The organism is Corynebacterium sp. HMSC070E08 (assembly GCF_001808895.1).
Classification (GTDB): Bacteria; Actinomycetota; Actinomycetes; order Mycobacteriales; family Mycobacteriaceae; genus Corynebacterium; species Corynebacterium hiratae.
On sequence record NZ_KV794778.1, the window covers coordinates 1 to 21,551 of the forward strand.

Below are 21,551 nucleotides of genomic sequence, written 5' to 3' on the forward strand. Positions count from 1 at the left end.
GACAAAATCAACGCACTCTAAAACCGGAAGGGCCTGAAAACCCCAGGTGATTGCATGCGGATCTTTGCATAAGGTGTCAGTACTTTGGTTCCTTTGCGGCTGGGGGGCACTCGAGCTGGGCGCCTCATCGAACGCCCATGGTCAACCGCCCCTAATCGAACTCGGGGGCCTCGAAACCGTCTTCCTTGAGCCACTCCACGTGCGGCGGGGTGTTCATGCCCCATTCCGTGCGGGCGAGCAGGAAAGCCTCTTTCACCTCGGCCTCGCCATAGCCGCCATCGCGCAGGTACTGGCGGAAACCGTTGGGACCAGGTTCTTTGATCCACAGCCAGACGTAGTCTTCCAGGGTGTGGTCGCCCAAGATGTCTTCCATGCCTTCTGGCAGCAGCTCACGCCCGGCGCGCACGCGCTCCTCCAAGTCAGCGTCGAAGAAGTCGTAGAGATAATCCAGGCCGTCTTCCAGCTGGGCGTACTCATAGGCGTCCATTGATTCGCTCCTCTCGCCACCATTCTTAGTCACGGATCAGCACTCCCCTCAACTGTGTTTCTTTGCGCCGAGGGACATCCGGTCGACGTCGGCAAGCACTTCGTCCACAATCATGGGGTTGAATTCCCTATCGCGGCGCAGGCGCAGCAATTCCTGTTGGGCACCGGCAAGAGCTGTTCGCCGCGCCGCGAGGGCCACCTCACGGGCCTCGATGGCCATGCGCAGGCGAGTTGTAGCGTCCTCGCCATCCTCATCCTCACCGAGGCGGTCCTCAAACCATTGGGCAATATTTGCCGCAGTGTCGGGGTCCAGTTCCTCATACTTCGCGCGCATCGCAGCAATGCCGGCTTTACGCGCGCGGGAGGTAATGGTCGCGCGCATCTTATCCGTGGCTGCCTGCGAATACGTAGTGAGGTCGAGCTGACGCATAAGCCACGGCAGCAGCAGGCCGGGAATCACCATGGTCATGAGCAGCACCACGAGGGCGATAACGGTCAACTCGTTATAGAAGCTCAAACCACTTGGAACAGACAGAACCAGCGCAAGAGTCACCAGACCGCGCATGCCGGACCACGTCATAAGCAGCACTTCTTGCAGGCGCAGCGGCGCCAGACGCGGCTTTCCGCGGCGCTTGTTAATGAGATAGAAGGCGTACATCCACACCAAGCGCACGAGGAAGGCAACAACGGACAGGATGACGCCGATGATGACCGCATGCCAGAGATCCGCGCCCGCGGCGTCGATGGCGCTGAACACGGTTAAGCCAATGAGGCCGAAGGCCACACCCGTGAAAAGCAGCTCGACGGTCTCCCAGAATGACTGACCGGAGAGTCGGTCCTCGGCTTGAATCGGTGCGCGGGAGTGCAGTTCCACCGCAGCAATCACCACAGCGATGACACCGGAGGCACCGAGCTCCTCCGCGGCGATGTACACGGCAAAAGGAATCACCCACGTCAACGCGTTGCGAGCGATAACCTCGTGAACCGCGCCGACGAACCACGAAGACACGCGCCCCACGACGAGCCCGAGAATGGTGGCTACCGCCGCGGAGTAGAGGAAACTCGTCACCGCTTCCCCGGCGTGCATCTCCCCCGAGCTCGTCACGGCTTCCAGGGCGAGGTGGAAGGCCACAATAGACGCAGCATCATTGAACAGGCCCTCAATCTGCAGCACGGAAATGATGCGCCGCGGGATACCGGCTGGTTCTGCCACGGCCTCGACGGCCACCGGATCTGGCGGGGCAATCGCGGCGCCGATAAGGATGGCGGCAGCGAGCCCCAAGCCCGGCATGAAAGCACGGGCGGTGAATCCCACCGCCAGGGTCGTAGCCACCACGAGCAGCACGGACAGAGCCAGGATGGTCATCCACTGCTCACGAATGACACCCCACGATGTTCTCCTTGCCAGCGCCCACAACAATGGCGGCAAGAAGATGGGAAGAATGAGGTCAGCAGGCACGGAGAATTCAAATGTGCCATTCGAGAAAGTGGCGTACACCGAAACCGCCACCGCCGTAAGGATAGTCAAAAGCGCCGGCCAGGGAAGTCCTATTTTGTCCCCTACCGCCTTGACGATGACGGTCAACAGCATCAGGCCAATAAGGACAAACAAAACTTCCATGCTGAGCTTCTCTCTCCGTTAAATTTTTTGTTCTCAGACTACCGCTGTACAGCCGGCGAGGGGGAGGAGCTACACAGCGCCATCCCAGACGAAGGCCTCCCGCGATAGCTTCTCCGGCTGAAACTGTTGGCACAGCTCCTGTACGGAAGAGGCCTCATACCCTAAGGAGTGGGCCAAGAGCTTGACGACGTCCCCCGCATCCCTACCGTGCCCATCGAGCAGCTGACGCAGGGTCACCGCCCCATCGCGCTTGGACAAACGCACACCCTCAGCGTTGAGCACGAGCGGCACGTGGACGAACTCCGGCTCCGGATAGCCCAGCTTGTGCGCCAGGTAGGCCTGGCGCGGGGCCGAAGACAGTAGATCATCACCGCGCACGATCTGATCGACGCCTTGGAAGGCATCATCAACAACAACCGCCAGGTTATAGGCCCAGTCCATGCCCTGGTTCGGATCCGCTGGGGGCTGGCCGCCACGGCGCAGGATGAAGTCATCCACCTCCCCGGTGTACTCGCCGGCGAGGGCATCGTGGATGGTGAAGGAGGAGGCGTCGGCGCGCAGGCGTATGGCTGGCACGCGGTTTTGAGCAGCCAGCTCGGCGCGCTTGGCGGCCCGTTCATCGTCGCTAAGCGCGCGGCAGGTGCCCGGGTACTGTCCTGGGATGGCGTGTGGGGCGCGGGAGGCTTCCTGGATGTCCTTGCGCGAGCAGTAGCACTCAAAGGTGGGAAGCTGGGCGAGTGCCTTCTCATAAGCCGCGTAGCGATCCTGCTGGTAGATGACCTCCCCATCCCAGTCCAAGCCGAGCGCGGCGAGGTCCTCCAGCTGGCGCTGCGCCGACTCCCGCGAGGAGCGCTGCGTGTCAATGTCCTCCACGCGCATAAGAAAGCGGCGCCCGCTGCTCCTGGCGTAGAGCCAAGCCAGCAACGCCGTGCGGAGGTTACCCAGATGCAGATCGCCGGACGGGCTCGGGGCATAGCGCCCGGCGGGGCTGAGAGAATCCATGCCCACCAGTCTACGAGGAGGCCCGCGCGCGTCGGAGTCCTCTACTAGAATCTCCCCCATGGCTTCTGACGCGACGTATCCCCTGCTTGATTCTGCCGACGCCGAGCGCATGCTCGCCTATGCGCGTGCCCAGGCGCCGGGGCTTTCTCTTCCCACCGTTGAGTCCGCCCACATTGACAAGCAGATCGACCGCGTGCTGTCCAACGACACGTTCCAAGGCTGTGCGGAGGATGCCGTCCCTGCCGCCCACTACTTGGAGGCGCGGGAGACACTTCGCGTGGCTGCTGGCACCATCGAGAACATCGACGATTCCCTCACCATTGCCTCGATTGGAGCGCTGACCGGGCAGCCGTCTCTCGTAGCTACTGGCTATACGCGTGTGGCCCGCGCATGGTTGGATAACGACAACACCGAAGAAGCAGAGAAATTTGCGGCCAAGGCAGCAGCGGCTGGTGACGACACCGCGCTGGGCGAGATCGCCGCAGCTCGCACCGCGGCCAGCCACAAGGATTTCTCCGAGTCCGCCCCCGCTAGCGAGAATGCATCAATCAGCCCCGACAGCACGACGTCGCTCTCGGATCTGCAGGAACTTCTAGATTTCGCAAAGAACGGCGATGCAAAGGCGCATGCGGCCGACTTCGTGGCTGTCAACGACGCTGTGACCGGAGGCAAATTCGACGGAGCGGGTGCCACGATGGCCGCAATCCTTCAAGCCATCCTCGAATCGGCCGTGGGCGCACTCTGGGCATCCAACTCTGCCGCCGACTGTGAACGCGTGGCTGCGCAGTCCTTCACCATCCTCTCCAACGCACGCAGCGACGAGGATTACCAGCAGCTCCCAGCGCCCATGCTGGCCCGCTTCTACAGCGATGCCGCACAACACTCCCCTGACGATGTAGAGCAGCGCGTGGCCTGCTTTGCCGCCGCTGCCCGCGAGTACCAACGTTGCGGCGACCTCGACGGTGAGCTGCACGCCCTCCTCAAGACCGTGGCCCTCGATGTTCGCCACCGCGATCCGGAGGAGGCCTACGACATCCTGGCCTCACGCTATGTGGACTCCACGAAGCTCAAGAGCCTCCCCGTAGCCGCCAAGTGGACCGTTCTGTATTCCGAGAGCCTGCGCACGCAGGCTCAGGACATGTTTAAATCCACCCAGGTGTTGCTCGACTTCTTGGAGAAGCACCCCGCGTCCCAGGCCACCACGTCTTCGGAGCAAAACGCCATGGCGGAGGTAGCTGAGCTTCTTGGGGATCGCTACACCGCCGCCAACGCGGCAGACCGCGCGCGCAACATGTATCACTTTGCGTTTAACCTGTTTGCCGCAGCGGGCAATTCCCGCGCGCTCGAGGAGCTGCGCAAGAAGGCCTAGGTTTGTGGCGTTTGTCCACCGAACCACTGCCGGTTCGCCGGCAACCACAGCAGAACGATGACTGCCGCGGAGACGATCGACGCGGGCATCACCGAACTCAGTGGAATGAGCAATACCACGATGGCGCTGATAGCGGTCAAGGCAATCCGCGCCGACTGCTGCGCGTGCAGCACATAGGTCGTGATGACACACACGAGAAGGACCAGCACGCCCAGCAGCACGCCGAGCTCCGTGGAGAGCTGGTCCGTGCGGCTTACCGCCGCCGGGCTGTTTTCAAAGGCCACGAGCCGGCAGATGTTGTAGACGGCGTAGCTGGTGATGAAGATCTCCAGCACCGCTGCGACCTTCAGCGGCCACGGTGCCCACTGTGCCTTCATATCGGCGGCGCGGCGGGCCTGGCGGACGGTGTCGCTGACCTGCCCATAGCGATAGTCCGGCGCGGTCCCGGCAGGCGAGCCCGGCTGCGGTGCTCCTGGGGACTGCGGGCTGCCGAAAGTCATGACACGTCCTGCACAAAAACGCCGCGGCGGCTGAGCAGCCAGCGGATGGGATCCAGCACGCGATAGGGCGCAATGCCGCTGCGCGCCAGCTGGCGGCCCGTCGGGGCCTCCCCCAAGGCGGAGACCACGAAGAAGCTGCCATCGCGCGGCGCGGCTGAATAGAGCTTGTTGATCAGATCGTTGGCGCCCAAGAAGCGCAAGAGCGATTCCGCTTCGAGGTGAACCATCCAACGGTCCGAATCGCGGAAATTCCACCCGGTGTCGCGGCGGAAGGCAGCACCGCGGTTGGCCATGAGCTTCTTCCACCGCACGTCATCCACCTGCTCTAGCTTCTGCACCGTGTCAAACTTCGAGATGGTCACCGCGAGCGGCGGCGGGGTATCCGTATCGAGCAAATCCAGCAGGTTATCCAGGACCCGCAAAGAGTCCGCGCCCAGTTCACCAATGTTGGGAATCAGGCCGTGGATAAAATCCTGAATCTGCTGCACGCGGAGCGGATCGAAAAGGAAAATCACCAAATCCGCGTGCGAGAAGAACGCCAGGTTCTCCCGGTCCGCCTCGTTTTCCGGAGGGTTCTCCAAGTCCTCGCCCGCCACGTCGCGGAAGACCAGGTAATTCATGCGCTCGCGGCCCTGCTCATCCGGCCACTTACCGAGTTCAAAAATCAGCGGATCGCGCTGGTAGGCGTCGGTAGCCACCGCACTTGGTGTGGGGTCCATGGCACGCATCTCCTCAAAGAGCGGCCGCTCATAAACCTCCGCGTAACGCTCGCGCGTGGATTCATCCGCCGCTTGGACGGAGCGATTGTGCTTGTGCGCCAGCTGCTTGAGCTGCTTGATCATCACTGCGGTGTAGAGCGACTTACCGGAGTTACGCGCACCGGCCATGGCCACGCAATGCGTCACGGCGTCGGTCCATCCCTGCGGCAGCTCGCGGTTGGTGTACGGGCTCACCGTCACACCATACTCGAGCGGTTTAAAGGTCCACGGGCAACGTGCCTGGCTCATTAGTTCCTCTCTTTCAGCATGGCGGTGACGCGATCGGTCAGTTCCGAAAGCTCCGTGTTGGCGCCGGTATCGAGCTGCTTGACGACGTCCCCGTCGATCACCGCGTACGCCACATGAGCCGGGGTTCCGTTGATGTGCGCAAGCTCCAGCTCCTGGCGCCCGATGGCGCTCGTGATGAGCACGACGGTGGGAACTTGAGTCTCCAGCATTGAGGCCACGGGCGAATCGGTGACGTAGATGGCGAGCGAGGCCGTGGAAGCCACCGTCGGCCCGCGCCAGGGGCGCTGGCCGACGCGCTCCGCTCCGTTATCGATAACGCCCGCGATGAAGCGCGTGAGCTCGTCTACCTTGTGGGTCTCGATGCTGTCCTGGCCGTCGGTGGCGCGGAAGTGCCGGAAGGCATCGGAGAGCGCATCGATGTATTTGGCGGCCGCCTCAACGATCTTCGGTGTGACGTTGACCTGCATGGAGGCGGAACCATCGACGACCACGGTAACGGCATCGAGGCCAGCGACGTCCAGCTCCGCGCGGCGCATCTTGGAGCGCACCTCGCGGGCGGAGTCGGTAATTCCGGCGCCCTCGGTCGTGCCGAATGCTTCCAGACGGTAGCTGCCGGATTCCGGGGTGACCTCGGCGAGGCGCTCGGCGGAGTCCTCGGCGGCGTCGATAAGCACGCGCGGGAACGTCACCGAGTCGCCCGCGTTGCTCACCGTCAGGCGCACCTCGCTGCGCAGGCCGAAGGTCTCATTCCCCTTCGGGCGCACAACGATGGTGGCGCGCTCGGGAAGGGAGTGCACCATGAGGGAGAGATCGTGGACGCGCACGGCGTCAACGCCCTCCCCCAGGATCGCCAGCTCCATCGAGGCGCCGCCGGTTCCCATCTCGAAGGCTTCGACGCGCAGGATGCCGTCTGAGCCGATGCGGCGGGACTCGCCGTCCCGCAGTGTGTATTTAGCCATGACGCTTCTTTCCTTCTCTTACCTTCCGTGGAATCCCGTGTTTCGCCCGTGCTCATTGGGAGCTGCGCCTCGGTGCTGCCACGCTGTGTGCTGTGCAAACTGCGCTGGCCCCGGTCGTTGCTGCAGGGGAGCTGAGCGCTCCGCCAGCAACTGTGTCGTACCATCCAGCAACATGGCGACGCGCCCCGTGGCGTAGCGCTCGCAATGCTCCAGCGCGATGACTCCCGCAAAATGCGTAGCGGTGAGGTACCCAATGTGCTCGAGTTCGCGGTTCTCCCAAGGCTGCAGTGCGTCCTCTGCCAAGAGGTTGAAGTCCCGCGGGAAGTAGAACACCCAGGAGGCCACTATCGCGGACATCAACACCTTGTCCAGCCCCTCTCCCAACGAAGATTTATCAAGGTAGGCCAACTGGATTGAGCGTCCGCGGTTGACATCAAGGTGCTCGATCCACCAGCGCGGATCGAATTCCCGCAGCTTGTGCCACTCCTCGGCGCTGAGCCCAGGAACGTTGGCATTGCCGCCGGTAGCTACTTGTGGCTGCGCCTGGCCGGCGGATGCTTCTCCCCCGGGTTCCGGTGCGGCCTCCGGTGTGGCGGCGAAAGGGTTCTCCTGCGGTGTGTTCGGCGCAGGGCTATCAAGCGGATTCGGCGGAAAGCCTGCCGGGGATTCGGCCGACGCCGCAAAAGGCGAGGACTCCGTCAGTGGTGCCCCAAAGTCCGCTGGATCCTTGCCCCAGGAATCATCAAAGCTCGGTGTGGTGGCCTGCTCGGGTGTGCTGCTGGCCGCAGCACCCAGCTCAGCCTGCTCCTCCTGTGGCTCCGGGGCCACAGCCTCAGCTTCTTCCGCAGCACGTGCTTCATAAGCGCTGACGTCTGGCAGGGCTTCATCAAGCGCAAACACGACTGGATTGCCGGGGATCGCTGTCTCCGCTAGACGCTGCTTCTCGCTGGGCGGTACCACTAGCATGGTGGATGTGCTCAGCGGGAACTCGTTGATGGCAGCTGCCTTCTCAAACGTGGAGAACCCGAAACCGTCCTCTCCCACCTCGCGGGCGGTGGCAGCAATCCACAACGCAGCTTGGTTGTCGGGCGCGACAAGGATGACTAAGCCATTGCGGGAGTTCAACACCGTCGCCATGGCAGATACCATTGCGCGGTTGAAGGTTGGGTTCGGGTTCGGGCTCACCGCTTTGAACGGCGCGGGAAGCTTGTCCGGGTGGCGGAACTCCCCATCCAGGAATTCCTCCAGAAGCACATCCGAGTGCAGCGGGCCGCGCGCCGAGATCTCCTCCGGTATCTGCACCTTATCCACCTCATAGATGGAAAAGGGCGCTGGAACGTCAGGAGAAAACAGGACCGTCGCCGGTGCCGGCGGGGTTCCTGTGCGGGAAATCGACGTGTAGGTGAAAACGTTGCCACCGCGGCCGGTCGCATCCAGCCCGGCAGGGACAGACACCATGGTGACCCACTTTTCTGCCTCAGGAGTCAACGCGAAAACTGCGGTACGGCGGACCAGCTCCGCGCGCTGCTGAGCAGAGGGAAAATCCGGGATCGTCGTGCCGTTGTTGAGCGATGTCGGTACGAAGGAGACCAGCTCGGCCAACTCCTCCTGGGTGATATCGCCGGTTTTCTGCCCTACTCCCCAGCCACCAGCGCGGCCGTTGGCGCGGGAGAATGATGCATAGCTAAATGCGCCGCCCATACCTACTGGCCCCCTTGGTAGTACTGATCCTGGCTGTAATCTAGACCGTAATTCTGCTGGTCATAGCTCTGCTGTTCATACTGTTGCTGGCCGTAGTTCTGGTCATAGTGGGGAGCCTGATTCTGCATTGGTGGGTACAGCACCAGCCTGTAGGACACATCGCCTTCCACCACCACGGCTTTATCCAGTGCGCTCAGCGTGGGGGCGGGGTCACTGTAACTTTCGGAGAAACTGCTGAAGGCATCCTGCCCGCCGAAGCTATCGAAAGAACTATCAACGTGGCTGTCAAAGCCCTCAACCGCAAAGAGGCGGATAAAGCCCCCGCGCTGGACGTGCTCACCAATTGACACCGTGAAATCCGGATGCTGCCCACGCATCGGGCCTAAACCATGAGCAACGTGCGTGGCGCTCTGCAGGTTGGTCTCCACGATGCCGAGTGCCTCACCGTCTTCGGGGAAAAGCGGCAGACGGTCAGCACGGTAGACCACCTGGCAGGAGAACTGGCGCTTATCACCGTTACCCAAACTCCACAGGAACACCCGGACCTGGCCTTGGGAGTAATCGACCTCGAAGTCATACGTCACCGGGCGCAGACCCTCGTACTGAATCACACGTTCATCGCCCTCGGTGCGCTTACCAGCGAAGACCGCATAGGGCCGCAGCCGCACGGTATCGCCATGCTGATCCAAGTGCAGGCGGATGCCTCCCTGGAGGTCGTAGTCCTCTTCGCGAATCTGGTCGTGCTCGCGGTTGGTGGAGTACTCCACGGCGGTCGCGCCCTTCGGCCAGTCGAAGGTAACAAGCTGGCTATCCGCGCGCTCAATGAGACGGAACTGATCATCTCCAATGGACTGCACGCGCTGCAAAACCTTGGATTCGCCGACCCAGGCATCAGCGTCGTTGAAGTTCACCGGGGTGATGTAAACCTCGTACCAATCCGGCGGCCACGGCACCGTCGTGGTTTGGAAGGAGCCCGGCTCAGACACGCCGCGCGTCTCACTGATAGCACTCGACAACGCACTTTCGACGTACGTCTTCGGCACCGCCGACGTACGCAGATCCGCCTGCGGGGCGGTCGGCGTGAGATAGATTTTTACCTCACCGGTCTTGGGCGAATACCAGTCCACCTCAATGGAATCTTGGCCATAATCGCTGCGCCGCTCGCAACGTGAGAGCTCCAGTTTTTCAAGCTCGCTAGCCAGCTTCACCGAACGCTGAACGGCAACCTCGTCTTGGCTCTGCTCGGTAGCGCCGTGAAACTCCGCTTGGCCCAGCAGGGAAATGACCACGGTCTGCCCGGCTTCCTGCACCGGGATGGTGGCCTTGCGCCCGCTGCTATCCACGTCTTGTTCGAAGCGCGGGGAAAGCTTTTCCTTCTCACTATCCCGGCACGCATAAACCATGGCGCTCGAGTGCCCCGGCAGCAGGTCCCAGGACACTTGGATAGCACCCTTGATAGTGGAAACCTGGACGTTGACCGGTGGGAAAACCACGCCGGTGTCTCCCATAAAGACCGGCTGGCTGTTGATGAGCTCACGAAGGTCCCGGCCCTTGTAGGCCCACACCGCGTAGTGGCGCAGACCTGCCTCGCCCGGGGTGTGGTCACGGTAGGCGGTCCCCTTGGTGTAGACGAGGGTGTCGCCCGCGTCGGGTGAGGCAACCATCTCAGAATCATCGGCTACCACTCGGTAGAAGACCACCTCTTCCGGCGAGTGTTCTAGCTCCGGCCACCACAAGCGCACCGGATGGCGCTGGTCGGTGTCCTCCGGCTCCGGTTCTGGCTCTACGCCATAGCCAGGCTCTTCTTGAAAGTCTTGCTCCGGCTGCTCCTCAAGCGGCACCTCAACCTCGAAGTCGATGCCCGGTGGAACCCAATCCGGCTCTTGGCGGTACTGATACTCCGCCCGGATACCGAAGCCCGGGATAGTGATGTAGTCCTCTTCGTTGACCTGAGTCTTTTGCTCCTCCTCAGCCTGCAGTGCTTCCCACTCAGCGAAGAAGTCGCGCGGACCCGCTACCGCAGGCTGTGACTTCTGTGTCTGCTGTGACTGGGGGAATGCCGGGGCTGCCTCCACTCGCGCCGCTTCTTCTCGCGCCGCGCGCTCTTGGGCCGCGCGCTCTCGTGCGGCCTCTTCTTGTGCCGCGTGTTCTCGCGCGGCACGTTCTTCCTGCGTCACCGCAGCGTTGCGCGCCTCCGCGCTCAGCTCCGGATGCGTTACCTCTTCGCCGTTGAACGTGGCGGCGATCTGTTCAGCGAACTGTCTAAACGGTGCTGATACGGCGTCGCGCACATCATCGGCGCTCACGCGCTTGAGCTCGTGCAGCGTCCTCAGCTCACTCAGCGGCACGTCCGCAATCGAAGGTTTCGGGTTGTGTGTCATCAACGTTCCTTAAAGAGGTTCCGTCAGAAGGTTTCGTCGAGGTCTGAGAGGTCCGGGGCTGCCGGCTGGCCAAAGAATGGACGTGCGGCTGAGCCTTCGTTGTTCTCCTGCACCGGCGACTTAAAGTCCATATGATTCGTGTCATCCAACTCATCCAAGGACAGATCCGAAGGCTGAGCAAAGGGCTGTGCGCTGGACGACGCATCCGGAATCAAGTACTTGAAATCCGTAATCTTTCCGTACTGCACCACGGTCACCGAGCGTGAAAGCTGGCTGGTCAGCGCGGTCTGGCTGTCGACCTCCACGATGCGCGTGCGGGAGCCATCAATTTCGGTATAACCTTCAGCGCCGCCAGCGCTGGTGAGTGCGTTGGGACTAAACGCCTGGAGGGCTCCCTTTTCCTGGTTCATTCCAGCGAGGAACTCAGAGGTGCTCTGCACGCGGCTGCCGCCCTCCTCGCGGAAGGTCACGCGGCTAAGGTAGCGCTGCAGACTGCGGGTCATCCGCGGATCGGTGATGACCTTCTGCCATTCCTGTTGCTTCAGGTCACGGTCCTGCATGTAAGCGTGATCGAGGTTGCGCGACAGGTTATCCAAGGCGGTGCTGGATCCCAGTCCAGCCATGCCCCACATCTCATTGAGCGCCACGGCCGAGTGACCAGTGCGGTTGCGCTCGAAGGTGTTATTCATGTCGTCGAGCAGTGACTTAAGCGAACGGTGTGCCCATTCCGTCTGGTAGATGTAGGAGCGGATTTCATCCGTCATGCGCACGGCATCGTCGCGGTTGAGCACGGCCTGGGCAATGCGAGCGTTTTCTGGAAGACCCGCCTGCGGTGTCCGCAGCCGGTCGCTCGAGGTCTCCTTGCGTCCGAAGGGTGCGTAGATCGCCCGGCCCAGCAGAGCCGACCAGCTCAGGAACTGGTTGTAGGCGTTGGAAATGCGCGAGATCTCCGCGGAGGAGGTGGCCAGATTCTGTGCGGCAATTTCCTGATTGCGGTTGAGCAGCTTTCGCCTCTGCACGTAGTCAAAGATTTCACGCTGAGCCTTAGTAAAGACCGCCCAAGAGCAGATGAGGAAAAGCATGCCCGCCAGGATGATGCCCACGACGTACCACGGCCAATCGAACCACTGCGAATACTCACCCAGCGGCAAGTCTGGGTTGTAGCGCCCGGCCACCATGTAGGTCATGAGGGCAAGCGCCACGAAGAGCACGATCCACATCGTGCGCAGCTTCCGGGTCAGTGCTTTGTTCTCCGCGTTGAAATCACGCGCTTGGAAGTTATTGGCCAGCTCTTGCAGCTCGCGTGCTTTGGCGTGCGCGTCGCGGTACTTCTGCTGGGCATGCCCCAGCTTCTCCCATAGACCCTGGCCCACCTTCCAGGCGAAAGTGGTGCTGTTCTTTGCTCGCCACGAGGCGAACTCGCGCTTCTTGCGGCTCACCGCCTCGTTGCGGGTCTGCTGGCTGGTGTACTCGATGTCAGCGGCGAAACGCTCGGCACCTACTGGATCGAAAGGCGCGACGGTGGCTTGGGACTCGTGTGTATAGCCCAGCGTGCTGGTCATCAGCGGGTGGAAGCCTTGGAAGGAAGCGCTGACATCCTGCACAGACTGGCCACCGTATTGCACGATGTACATGTTGCCCTGGTTATTGCGCAGCCCCTTGGTGTCGATGCTCTCGCGCCACGAGCCATCGACCAAGCCGAGTGCATAGTCGTGATATGCCTCCCACGTGCGCGACAACTGCGGTTCCTGCCCCAAGGAAAAGTGCTGCTCCCGGGCGACCCGCATGGTGTGCTCGCTGGCTTGGCGCAGCTCTTCGACGCTCGTCGCGCCGCTACCCTTGCCGGAGTGCCCCGCCAAGACGACCTCCACGCTGGAGTCCTCGCCATAGAGCATCTTCTGCAGGAAAGTAGCCGCGTTCTTGTTCATCGCACCGCGCTGGCCCTCAACCCAATCCTGGGGCTTGCCCACCACCGTGGACCAGTACAGACGCAGATTATCCTTCAGTGCTGCCCAGCCGCTGACCTTATGGGACTGCAGCTCTTCATAGGCGGTCGGGGCGCTGACCAGCGGAGATATCTCCTGGTTGATGAACATCTGCGCGCACTGCTCCGTGAGCTGCTCCGGGTTGGCATAATGCACGGCGCGCGAAATGTTGTTGACCTGTGGCTGCGGCAGACGCTGGCCGGGATCGAAGACAGCCTTTTTCACCTTGTCCTCGATGTCATTGGCATCGATGGTGCGGTGGAAAGCGCGCACGAGACGGAAGCGTTGCCGGTCACCGGTTTCGATGACGCGGTGCGTCTCCGGATCCAACACCGCCGGTTCCGGCATGCCGCGCCACAGACCGAAAATGCTGGCCACGGCCGGGGCTGCGAACTGTGCCAGCTCGAAGCCGTCCGCGGTGCGCTTGATGGGACGGATGCGCGATGACGCCGGGGTTCCGCCCTCCTCCGGGGAGAGCACGAGGTTGCTCCAGCCCTGCAACGGGGCGATGTCCACGCTTTCGCGCGGGAGGGCGGAGAGCAGCAGGCGCACGCGCAGATTGGAGGCCTGGATGAGCCGCTGATCGACGGCGCTGACCCACTCCGTGAGCTTGTCGACGTCCTGCGGTTGTTCCGCGTCCATCGGGTCAATGGTGGCGAGGAGGACGTCCCCGCTGAAGCTGCGGAGGGCCTCGTCGAGCGTCGACAAGCGCGCCGTTCCCTCTTCCGTAAAGGAGCGCACGACGGCCCCACTGGTGGGGTGGGCATAGTCGATCCAGAGGAAGTTCTGCAGGAGACCAACCGCACGCAGATCGCTCAGGCGGGAGCGGATGTCATCCGCGGTGGCGCCGTGTCCAAAGATAATTACGTTCGTCATTAGAAGGTGTCATCCAGGTCGTTGAGGTTGAATTCCGGCGCGGTGGGCTGGGCGAAGCCTGACTCGGAGCTACGCACCTGCGGCTCCGGCTGGGCCACGGGATTCTCCGCCACCGTCTTAGCCTGATCCAGGTAGTTGCGGATGACCGGAACCATCGCGATGACGTCCAGCGCCAAGTCACGGTAGTACGGCGTTATCGAGGCAACTTCGCGGGAACGGATCTCAGCGAAAGGCTTTTCCTTCCGGCCCTGGCCCGGCAGAGCATTGGAGTGCCCCGGCACAAAGTGGTCTGCGCCGCGAGCAAACTTGTCCAGCTCGTTGACGAAAGTTTCGTAGCGATCCTGAATAGAAGTGCCTACAACTCCGCGGTTCGGGACGTCACCGTTAGCCAGGAACTGTGCCAGGCGATGCACCACTGGGTGCGTCGAGGCACCAGAGTGGGCGAAGTCGAGGCCGTCGTCGAAAAGCCCACGCAACAGTTGGTACGGGTACAGCGAGGAGGCGAAACCGTAACGCCCAGTTTCCTGAACCTTGGCGTAGGCGATGAAGATGGATTCCAGCACCGAGGACATCCAGTCCGACTTCTTGATCATGCGGCGTGGTGAGATGAGCAGCGGGTTCGGGAAGTCCACCCAATCGTTGACGCCGCCATCTGTGTCATCGAAAATGTGGGCCGCAGCGTTGGCGGCATCCGGGTTCGAAATGTAGACGCGGCCGGTGATACGCCCGATGATCCAGCCAGCCACCATGGCCTGGCGTTCCGTGTTCGTCAAAGGCAGTGCTGCCGGCAACGGGCGGGTGCGGCGCTCAGACCACCAGGAGCCGTCGAAATTGTCCTGCTTCTCAATGTCCTTGGCAATGTAGTTGAACATGGAGGAGAAGACGATCGGCGAGTAGTTCGGGTAGGAACCGAAGATCTCGATGTGCTGGACGTGGTCCGACATGTTGAGCGAGTTGCGCAAAGCTACGGAAGAAGGACCGTCAATCTCAGGGCGGCTCAGCACTGACTCCAGCTGAGCGGCAATGCCGGTCTCCGCAGAGCCCAGCTCCGCAAACGGGATATCGGAGAAGGAATAGGTGTACTGCACCGACTTGCCGTGGATACGCTGGACCATCTCATCGTTGACGGCAGCCAGCGGGCGGGCATAGCTCAGGGCCAGCTGGAAAGCCTCGATGAAGCGACGCTGACGCTCCGCGTGCTCGACCTCGTTGATGTCTGGGGTGAGCGTGAGATAGCGGCGCAAGTCCACCGAATTGAACTTCTGGAACTCGTAGTCGCGGCGATTAATCCACTGACGCGAGCGCTCAAGCAGATCAGTTGGGCGAATCTTCGCCCGGTAGTGCGCGCGCTGCGATTCGCGGGTTTCGCCGTTTTGCGGATGGCGCGAGAGGTACTTGGAAACCCAGCCGGCCCGGTTGGAGTAGGCATCGTTGGTGCGCTTCTGCGGCGCCAAAGTGTCATTCGGCGCTTGGGCCGCATCGAGCGATTCCCATTCGCCGCGGATGACCGCACGCACTGCAAAGGGATAGGCCTGCTCGTAGTTGGTGACATCCGCGGTGGACTGCTGGCCCTGGATGGTGCGCAGCATCTGGTCCCGGTAGTCCGAGATGAAGCTGTTGACGTCGGTCAACATGATTTCGTTCTCTGCGCCCTTGAAGCGGGATTCCACGACCTCATCGAGCTCCGTCGGCCACGAGTTGACCTCATCGGTGCGGACGTCAGCAAGCTTGTTGGTTTCTGGGCGCTTCGACACGGCTTTCTCCAACACCGCGTGGGCATCCCCTAGCTCGCGCTTGAGGTGGAAGAGGTTCTCATCGGCATAGTCCTGAAGGACGTCCTTGAGCAGGTGCGCAATCGCCATGAGGGCGTAGCTGTAGAACTGGTTGAAGTACAGGCCCATGAGCGCATTGACGGTGGGGGTCGGATCCGTCATCTGTCCCTTACCGGTCAATGGGCTGAGGATGGGATCCGCGCCTTCCGGCTTCGTCAGCACGCGGGTGTTTTGGTAGTAGCCGGAGTACTCCGCCAGGCACGGCAGGAGGCGGTCGGAGTTGGTGAGAACATCCGTGATCTTGGAGAGCATCTCGCGCACATAAGGCACGCCCACCGCGGCCAGCTCCGCCTCCACGGCGGCGAGCACGCTATCGCTGAAGAAGTTGGCGTAGCGGTAGACGATGTCATAGGCGGCATTGTTAAGAACAGATGCGATGGCCTGCTCGTTGCGCGGATCCGCCATGTTGCCCTCGAACTCTTCACGCCATTCGTTGACGTTGCGGCCCTGGCCTACGGGGATGAAGCTCTGCAGGTACTTCGTGGCGCTGTCTGCGGCCTGCTGGGCTTGACCGCCAAACACGCTGTTGAGCCAGTTCCACACGCTGCCGCTGTCGATCTGCCCGCCCTGCGCCCAAGAAGGATCGAGCGTGATGGAGCCGAAAGCATTGGGCAGCCGCTCCTCCAGCTTCTTGGCAATCTGCATCTCGCCGGCCTCGGGGTTTTGCGGGTCGAGGTGCCCGTTGAAGAGGCGCTCGAAGGCACTGCGCGCAAGGCGCTGGGAGGAGTACTCGGCGAAGCGATCGCGGCCCATCGACACCTGGGCATAACCCAGCGAACCCCAAGGCAGGCGACCCCACGGGGTTCCACCCGTCGGGCTATCCCAGCCGAAGAAGCGGCGGCCGCCGTCACCGGCCGGAGTGTTAGTCATTGCATAGGACACCAAGTTATCGCTGGCCTTGGTGGAGGCCATCAGTCCTGCCAAGGCTCGTCCCAGGCCACGATAGATGGACATGGCGGAGCCGTCACCAAAGCGGGCGCTGGTGGTACCCATCTTGGAGCCGATCGGGAAAATACGGCTGAAGATCTGGCCCTCCGGCGGAGTACCCATGTCGAAGGCCTCAAAGACGGCGCGGTCATGGTCGCTGGAGTTGCCCATCTGCGCGGCGACGACTTCACCGAACATGGCGAGCGAGTTCGGCCACGCGCCGGCCATGTCATCTGCCTTGTTATCGGAGAAGATCTCCGGGGAGTACATGAAGACGAGCGTGCCCTGCGGGTTCACGTTCGGAATGGTGGTGAGCACACGGCACACGTCGAGGAACATCGAAGCACCTGCACCGCCTGCCATGGAGGAGACCACGAGGACAACCGGCTGTGAATCGCCGGTATCAGAGTCCAGCTTGGTCTGCTTGTAATTGAGGCGGTTGAGCTCCTGGATCGCCTCCTGCGTGAACATCTCATCCACCGCATCCTTGAGGGCCTGGCGAATCTCCTTCAGGTGCGGAAGGGTCAGCATGCGACCGATCGCACGGTACTGGCCGGCACCGTCAGCCAGCTTCACGTCATTGGTGGCGGGGTTGCGGGTGGCCCACGTTGCGATCTCCCCGAGCTTGCCGGAGCGGCCCAGGATGCTGGATACGCCTTCATCGAAGGTGTTGTAGTTCTGGCGCGAACCAATGCCCACGTAGTGGCCACCGTTCTGCGTAACGTTCGGCAGCTTTTGCGGGCCGGCTTCCTCTTCGAGCGGCACGTCGATGTTGACGAACTGCCAAGCCTTGGGCAGCTCGGTTAAGTCCGGGTCGATGCTTCGCAGCTCGGCCTTGAGCTGGTCCATCATGAACGCCAGTGTCTTGGCGCCGGAGCCACCGCAACCGACGACGAGGAACTTCTTCATCTCTAATTACCTTTCGAAGGGGAGGTTCGCTTCTGTTCTATTTAGGGTTGGTGCGTGCTGCTCAACCGGCTTAGCCCTGGGAGCCGAATCCCGGGCTAGGGGGCCAGCCGCCATTGTTACCAGGGTTACCAGGATTGTTCGGTCGCTGCTGGCCTGGCTGGCCGAAACCGGGGCCTCCACCGAAGCTGGATCCGCCACCAACGTTGGGGCCACTGCCAAAGCCGGGGCGCCCTGGCCCGCCTGTGGGCCCTGGCTGGCCGTGATTCGGTGGACCGGATGGCTGGGACGGCCCAAAGCCTCCGTGCTGCGGCGGTTGCTGCTGCGCACCATTGCGGGGAGCACTCTGCGGGCCGCGCTGCGGCGTAGGTGGTTGGCCAGGGTGTGGTCCGCTCTGCGGGGCATTCGGCGGCTGCGGGCCAGGCTGGCCCGCCTGCGGCGGCGTCTGCGGCGGTGCCTGCGACTGTGACTTCTCGGCGGGGAATTCCACTTGGTCGAAGAGCTGCAGGGCCTGGCGGCTGATCTCCTTGGACATCTCGTCGTACGCGCTGGCCTGCGCCAACGTATCGACAGTCAGGACGATCTCTCCGGAGTTGCGGTCCTTCGCGTTGCCCACGAAGAACCACGTGTTCTGCACAGCAAGTGGCAGCACTGCGCGATATCCGGACTTCTTGCCCTTACTGGAGATAGTGCCATCGCGCTGAACCTCCACGTGGGCGGCGGTAAAGGGGCTCAGGCCCATCTTTACCTTGGCGTCGTTGCCACCCAGGCGAACAGAACGTGCAGAGGTCTCCACTGGAACGGCACCTTGGAACTCGTCCTTGGACACCGCAAATGGGCGGCCATTATCGGTGCGTATGAGGTTCGCGCCATCGCGCTTGACCGGGATGGTCTTCGCAAACATGCGCGGCTTCTCCGGAATGCGGCCGCTAATCCACTTCATCAAGTACAGAATTCCCAGGGGGATCAGCAACGCGAGCACAACCGCAAGGACGAAGGACAGACCGAACGCGGACTTGTTCAATGGCGCGCTCATGGAGCCCTGCAGCGTCAGCGGTAGCTCCAGCTGTTGGTTATCCTCAGCCGACTGCAGGTTAATCACCGGCTCCACGCGCAGCGGGCCATCCGCCATCTCCTCAACGCTCACCGTCACCGGGATGGTCGTTTTCTCATCCTTGGAAAGCTCCAGCGCGGAATCCTCAGAGTTGTGCTTGGAGCTCACGGAAACGGAAGGTACTCCTGCGGGAAGCATGCCGTCAGCGGAATCCACAGTCTGGTCTGCTACCCAGACCTTGCCGGGACCGGTCACGGGGACATCGACGGTAATTTCTTTCTCCGTCATGGTGATCGTCTGCGCCGAGCCCACCGTCGGCATATTAACCGGGGTAACGGTCAGCGGCGTTTCCGCGTTGATGGGATCCAGCTTCGAGCCTGGACGCTCATCGGTGCCCTTGGTGGTGATCTCCACGCGCGTCACCAGCTGACCGGATGCCGCGTTTTCCACTTGGTCCAGCGGAATGTCGACTGGCTGCCCATCCGTGATGGGCGCATTGTCCACGAGGGTGACCGGGGAACCATCCTCCGGTACGAACTCGGCGTGGAGGGTACCTTCGCCCTCCAGCGTGCGCGGCTCGCCCTGGCCATCGACCAACTGCCCCTTCAGGACCTGGTCCGAGTTGATGCCGCCTTCCACCTTGGAGCCGTCTTCCGTCTTGAGGTCTAGGTTGAGGCCCGGCACCATAACGACGGACGCGAGGTACTCGCCATCAGTTCCCTCAGCCACCTTGTAGCCAAAAGTCCAGGCGCCTGCCCAGGGGTCGCCGTCCTTCTCCATCGCGATATCAACCATGCCTGGAAGCTTGCTGTTCTCCGTCACGGAGACCTTCGCGCCGGCTACGTGAGTGGTATCAGGCTTGAGCTCAACGGTTTCACCATCGGGCCCAGTCAAGGTAGGGATGAGCTCTCCTTCCCCAACCGAGCTCTTCGGCACCGCCGACAATCGCACTGGGGACACGGAGTTATCGAGGACGAAATCGAATTGGTCCTTGAGGTTTCCCTCCTTGGTCACACCACCCGAGGTGGGGATGAGGTTACGGAAGGCAGCGAACAGCGCCGCTGGATCCTCACCCGCGTCGAAGAAAGCACCGTTGGGAGCGCCCTGGCCGCAGTCTTCGCCCTCCGCCATGCGGGTGAGCTGGCGGACCTGATCTTGTGCTTCCGCAGCCGGCACGAGGCCCACGTTAAAGAGGCGGATATTGGAGTTGCGGAACGCGGTGACAGAGGAATTTACCTCACAGAGCTTGTCCTGCGCTCCCTGGAGATCGTGAGCCTCGGCATCCGTGTAGTACTTGCCATCGGTAAAGAACACGATGGCGCGGCAGCTGCTGCCCTGGTGGGAAGCCAGTTCCTTGAGTGCTCCCTTGTAGGCCGCGCCATAGTTGGTCTCTAGATCCGCAACACGGTCCTCCTGTCGGAACTTGTCCAGTTCGCCTTTGAGAGCATCCCCGTTGCCGGAGACATTGGTCCACCCGCCATAGTCAGCTGGATCGCTGTAGTACTCGGAGCCGAAACCGGCGAGCTTGACGTTGATGTCTGCGCCATTGTCCTCCCCGAGGTTGGCCAGCTGCTTGACGATGTCCGCCGTGGCGTCAACGCGGAAGAAATCAGCATCCGTCGGCTTCGACCCCTCATAGCCCACCAACGAGGCTGACTGGTCAAGAACGAACAACAGGTCCGCAGATTTTTCGCTGGCGATGCAGGAGCCAAAATCAGAGAGGTTCTTTTGCGAGACTTCAGAAAGCGCGGACTCGGAGCCGATTCCCTCAACGTGCTCCTGTGGCGGCTGATTCTCCCCGCCGTGGTCTTCTGGGTTCTCCCCGTTATGTTCTTCCGGCTGGGCTTCCGGGGCCTCTGGTGCAGGAGCCTCCGGCGCGGGGGCATCTGGAGCCGGAGGCTCCTGCGCCACCGCTCCCAAACTGCCGCCGAATCCGGCGAGTGCCATCGCCGCGGACAGGGCAAGTACACGAGTGAGCTTCTTCATTAGACGCCAACCGCCTTTCCTACGTAGAAGGCGATTTCCACCGCAGCGACAATGACAAGGACAAAACTTCCGCCCATGATGAGGCGGTACAGCAAAGTTTGCGTGGTGTCCTCTACATAAAACGTCTCAGCCTGGCGCTGCGTGTTCCGCAGCGTATAGATACCCAAGAGAATAAAGGACACAATTCCAGCCAGCAGCCAACCGCCAATAGCCAGGCCAAAGAACAGGACCTGCGTCGGGGCAGCCACGAGCGGGGCGACAATCAACAGAATCAGCGCAATGACCGCAGATACGCCCGCTGCGATGAGAAGCGGCCACGGTCCCTTCGTGGGGCCTGTCGGTGTTGCCACCTGGCGGCGGTAGTCCGGCGCCGGGGAGGACTGGCCGAAGCCATCCGGCGAGCCCGGCGCGCCGAAGGAGCCACCGGCCCCCGAATCGGAGCCTTGGCCAAACCCAGAACCCGAGGAAGGCTTCTGTACGGGGTTCTGCGCAGGATTCGGTGCGCCAAAGCCACCGAAGCCGCCAGGTCCACCGGGCGCGCCAAACCCAGAGCCAGAACTGTTTCCGGACCCTGTGCCTGGCTGGGGAGCCCCCTGTGGCGGGCGCCCGCCGAACTGTGGTGACGAGCCTGGGGAACCAAACGTCATATCAATGACCTTCCCTAATGCGAAGTTATGCCGCCGACTAGCCTCTACCTGCTCCATCGAAAGGCGCAGAAGACAAAAGACCAGCCGGAGGCTTAAGGACTAAAACCAAGGTAGCCGTACCCCCTGACACAGCCTGCCCTTCAGCGGCCCCGAAATTCGAACGCGCCCGAATCTCTTCGAGCGCGCCGTGGCACAGCAGACAGGAAACGTGCAGGGAACACGAAAACACTGCAAGCAAAAGAATGCCACACTAGGAGCGTTTTTTCTGCCCACTTCACAGATCTTTATGGGCGCTCTACCGAAACCGCCTCC

At 62.0% G+C, this 21,551-nt stretch carries 13 protein-coding genes; 1 reads left to right on the forward strand and 12 read right to left on the reverse strand.

Annotated elements, in window-relative coordinates; translation table 11 throughout:
- Nucleotides 1-151 precede the first annotated feature (151 nt).
- The 3 genes from HMPREF2526_RS08200 to gluQRS all read right to left on the reverse strand — a co-directional run bounded on the left by HMPREF2526_RS08200 (nucleotide 152) and on the right by gluQRS (nucleotide 3,109).
- Nucleotides 152-487 carry a hypothetical protein gene (locus HMPREF2526_RS08200; RefSeq protein WP_070546914.1) on the reverse strand — a complete coding sequence of 112 codons (336 nt, stop codon included), beginning with the start codon at nucleotides 485-487 and terminating at the stop codon, nucleotides 152-154.
- A 48-nt stretch (nucleotides 488-535) separates the two neighbouring features.
- Entirely contained in the window at nucleotides 536-2,107 is a 1,572-nt protein-coding gene (locus HMPREF2526_RS08205; protein WP_046648841.1) for a cation:proton antiporter, read from the reverse strand.
- Between the two features lie 69 nt (nucleotides 2,108-2,176).
- Nucleotides 2,177-3,109, reverse strand: a complete 933-nt coding sequence (gene gluQRS / locus HMPREF2526_RS08210) for a tRNA glutamyl-Q(34) synthetase GluQRS (protein WP_070509699.1) — start codon at nucleotides 3,107-3,109, stop codon at nucleotides 2,177-2,179.
- Between the two features lie 58 nt (nucleotides 3,110-3,167).
- Between gluQRS and HMPREF2526_RS08215 the strand changes: the two genes are divergently transcribed.
- Nucleotides 3,168-4,478, forward strand: coding sequence for a hypothetical protein (locus HMPREF2526_RS08215; RefSeq protein ID WP_049157807.1), 1,311 nt, complete (start codon nucleotides 3,168-3,170; stop codon nucleotides 4,476-4,478).
- Here HMPREF2526_RS08215 and HMPREF2526_RS08220 read toward each other — a convergent pair.
- The 9 genes from HMPREF2526_RS08220 to HMPREF2526_RS13630 all read right to left on the reverse strand — a co-directional run bounded on the left by HMPREF2526_RS08220 (nucleotide 4,475) and on the right by HMPREF2526_RS13630 (nucleotide 21,239).
- Nucleotides 4,475-4,978 carry a hypothetical protein gene (locus HMPREF2526_RS08220; RefSeq protein ID WP_049157805.1) on the reverse strand — a complete coding sequence of 168 codons (504 nt, stop codon included), beginning with the start codon at nucleotides 4,976-4,978 and terminating at the stop codon, nucleotides 4,475-4,477. The genes HMPREF2526_RS08215 and HMPREF2526_RS08220 overlap by 4 nt on opposite strands.
- On the reverse strand, nucleotides 4,975-5,985 hold the full coding sequence (locus HMPREF2526_RS08225; protein ID WP_070516327.1) for a TRAFAC clade GTPase domain-containing protein: 1,011 nt from the start codon (nucleotides 5,983-5,985) through the stop codon (nucleotides 4,975-4,977). The genes HMPREF2526_RS08220 and HMPREF2526_RS08225 overlap by 4 nt, the downstream gene beginning before the upstream one ends.
- Nucleotides 5,985-6,944 (reverse strand): hypothetical protein, encoded by a 960-nt coding sequence (locus HMPREF2526_RS08230; RefSeq protein ID WP_070516325.1) that lies wholly within the window; start codon nucleotides 6,942-6,944, stop codon nucleotides 5,985-5,987. The genes HMPREF2526_RS08225 and HMPREF2526_RS08230 overlap by 1 nt, the downstream gene beginning before the upstream one ends.
- An 18-nt stretch (nucleotides 6,945-6,962) precedes the next feature.
- Nucleotides 6,963-8,645 (reverse strand): GAP1-N2 domain-containing protein, encoded by a 1,683-nt coding sequence (locus tag HMPREF2526_RS08235; RefSeq protein ID WP_070546917.1) that lies wholly within the window; start codon nucleotides 8,643-8,645, stop codon nucleotides 6,963-6,965.
- Between the two features lie 2 nt (nucleotides 8,646-8,647).
- Entirely contained in the window at nucleotides 8,648-11,026 is a 2,379-nt protein-coding gene (locus HMPREF2526_RS08240; RefSeq protein WP_070546924.1) for a SaeA-related protein, read from the reverse strand.
- A 23-nt stretch (nucleotides 11,027-11,049) separates the two neighbouring features.
- On the reverse strand, nucleotides 11,050-13,887 hold the full coding sequence (locus HMPREF2526_RS08245; protein ID WP_070546927.1) for an AAA family ATPase: 2,838 nt from the start codon (nucleotides 13,885-13,887) through the stop codon (nucleotides 11,050-11,052).
- On the reverse strand, nucleotides 13,887-17,555 hold the full coding sequence (locus HMPREF2526_RS08250) for a tubulin-like doman-containing protein (protein ID WP_070509666.1): 3,669 nt from the start codon (nucleotides 17,553-17,555) through the stop codon (nucleotides 13,887-13,889). Before HMPREF2526_RS08250 ends, HMPREF2526_RS08245 begins: the two co-directional genes overlap by 1 nt.
- 70 nt (nucleotides 17,556-17,625) lie before the next feature.
- Nucleotides 17,626-20,592, reverse strand: a complete 2,967-nt coding sequence (locus tag HMPREF2526_RS08255; RefSeq protein ID WP_070546930.1) for a VWA domain-containing protein — start codon at nucleotides 20,590-20,592, stop codon at nucleotides 17,626-17,628.
- Nucleotides 20,592-21,239 carry a hypothetical protein gene (locus HMPREF2526_RS13630; protein ID WP_232745250.1) on the reverse strand — a complete coding sequence of 216 codons (648 nt, stop codon included), beginning with the start codon at nucleotides 21,237-21,239 and terminating at the stop codon, nucleotides 20,592-20,594. The genes HMPREF2526_RS08255 and HMPREF2526_RS13630 overlap by 1 nt, the downstream gene beginning before the upstream one ends.
- Nucleotides 21,240-21,551 lie beyond the last annotated feature (312 nt).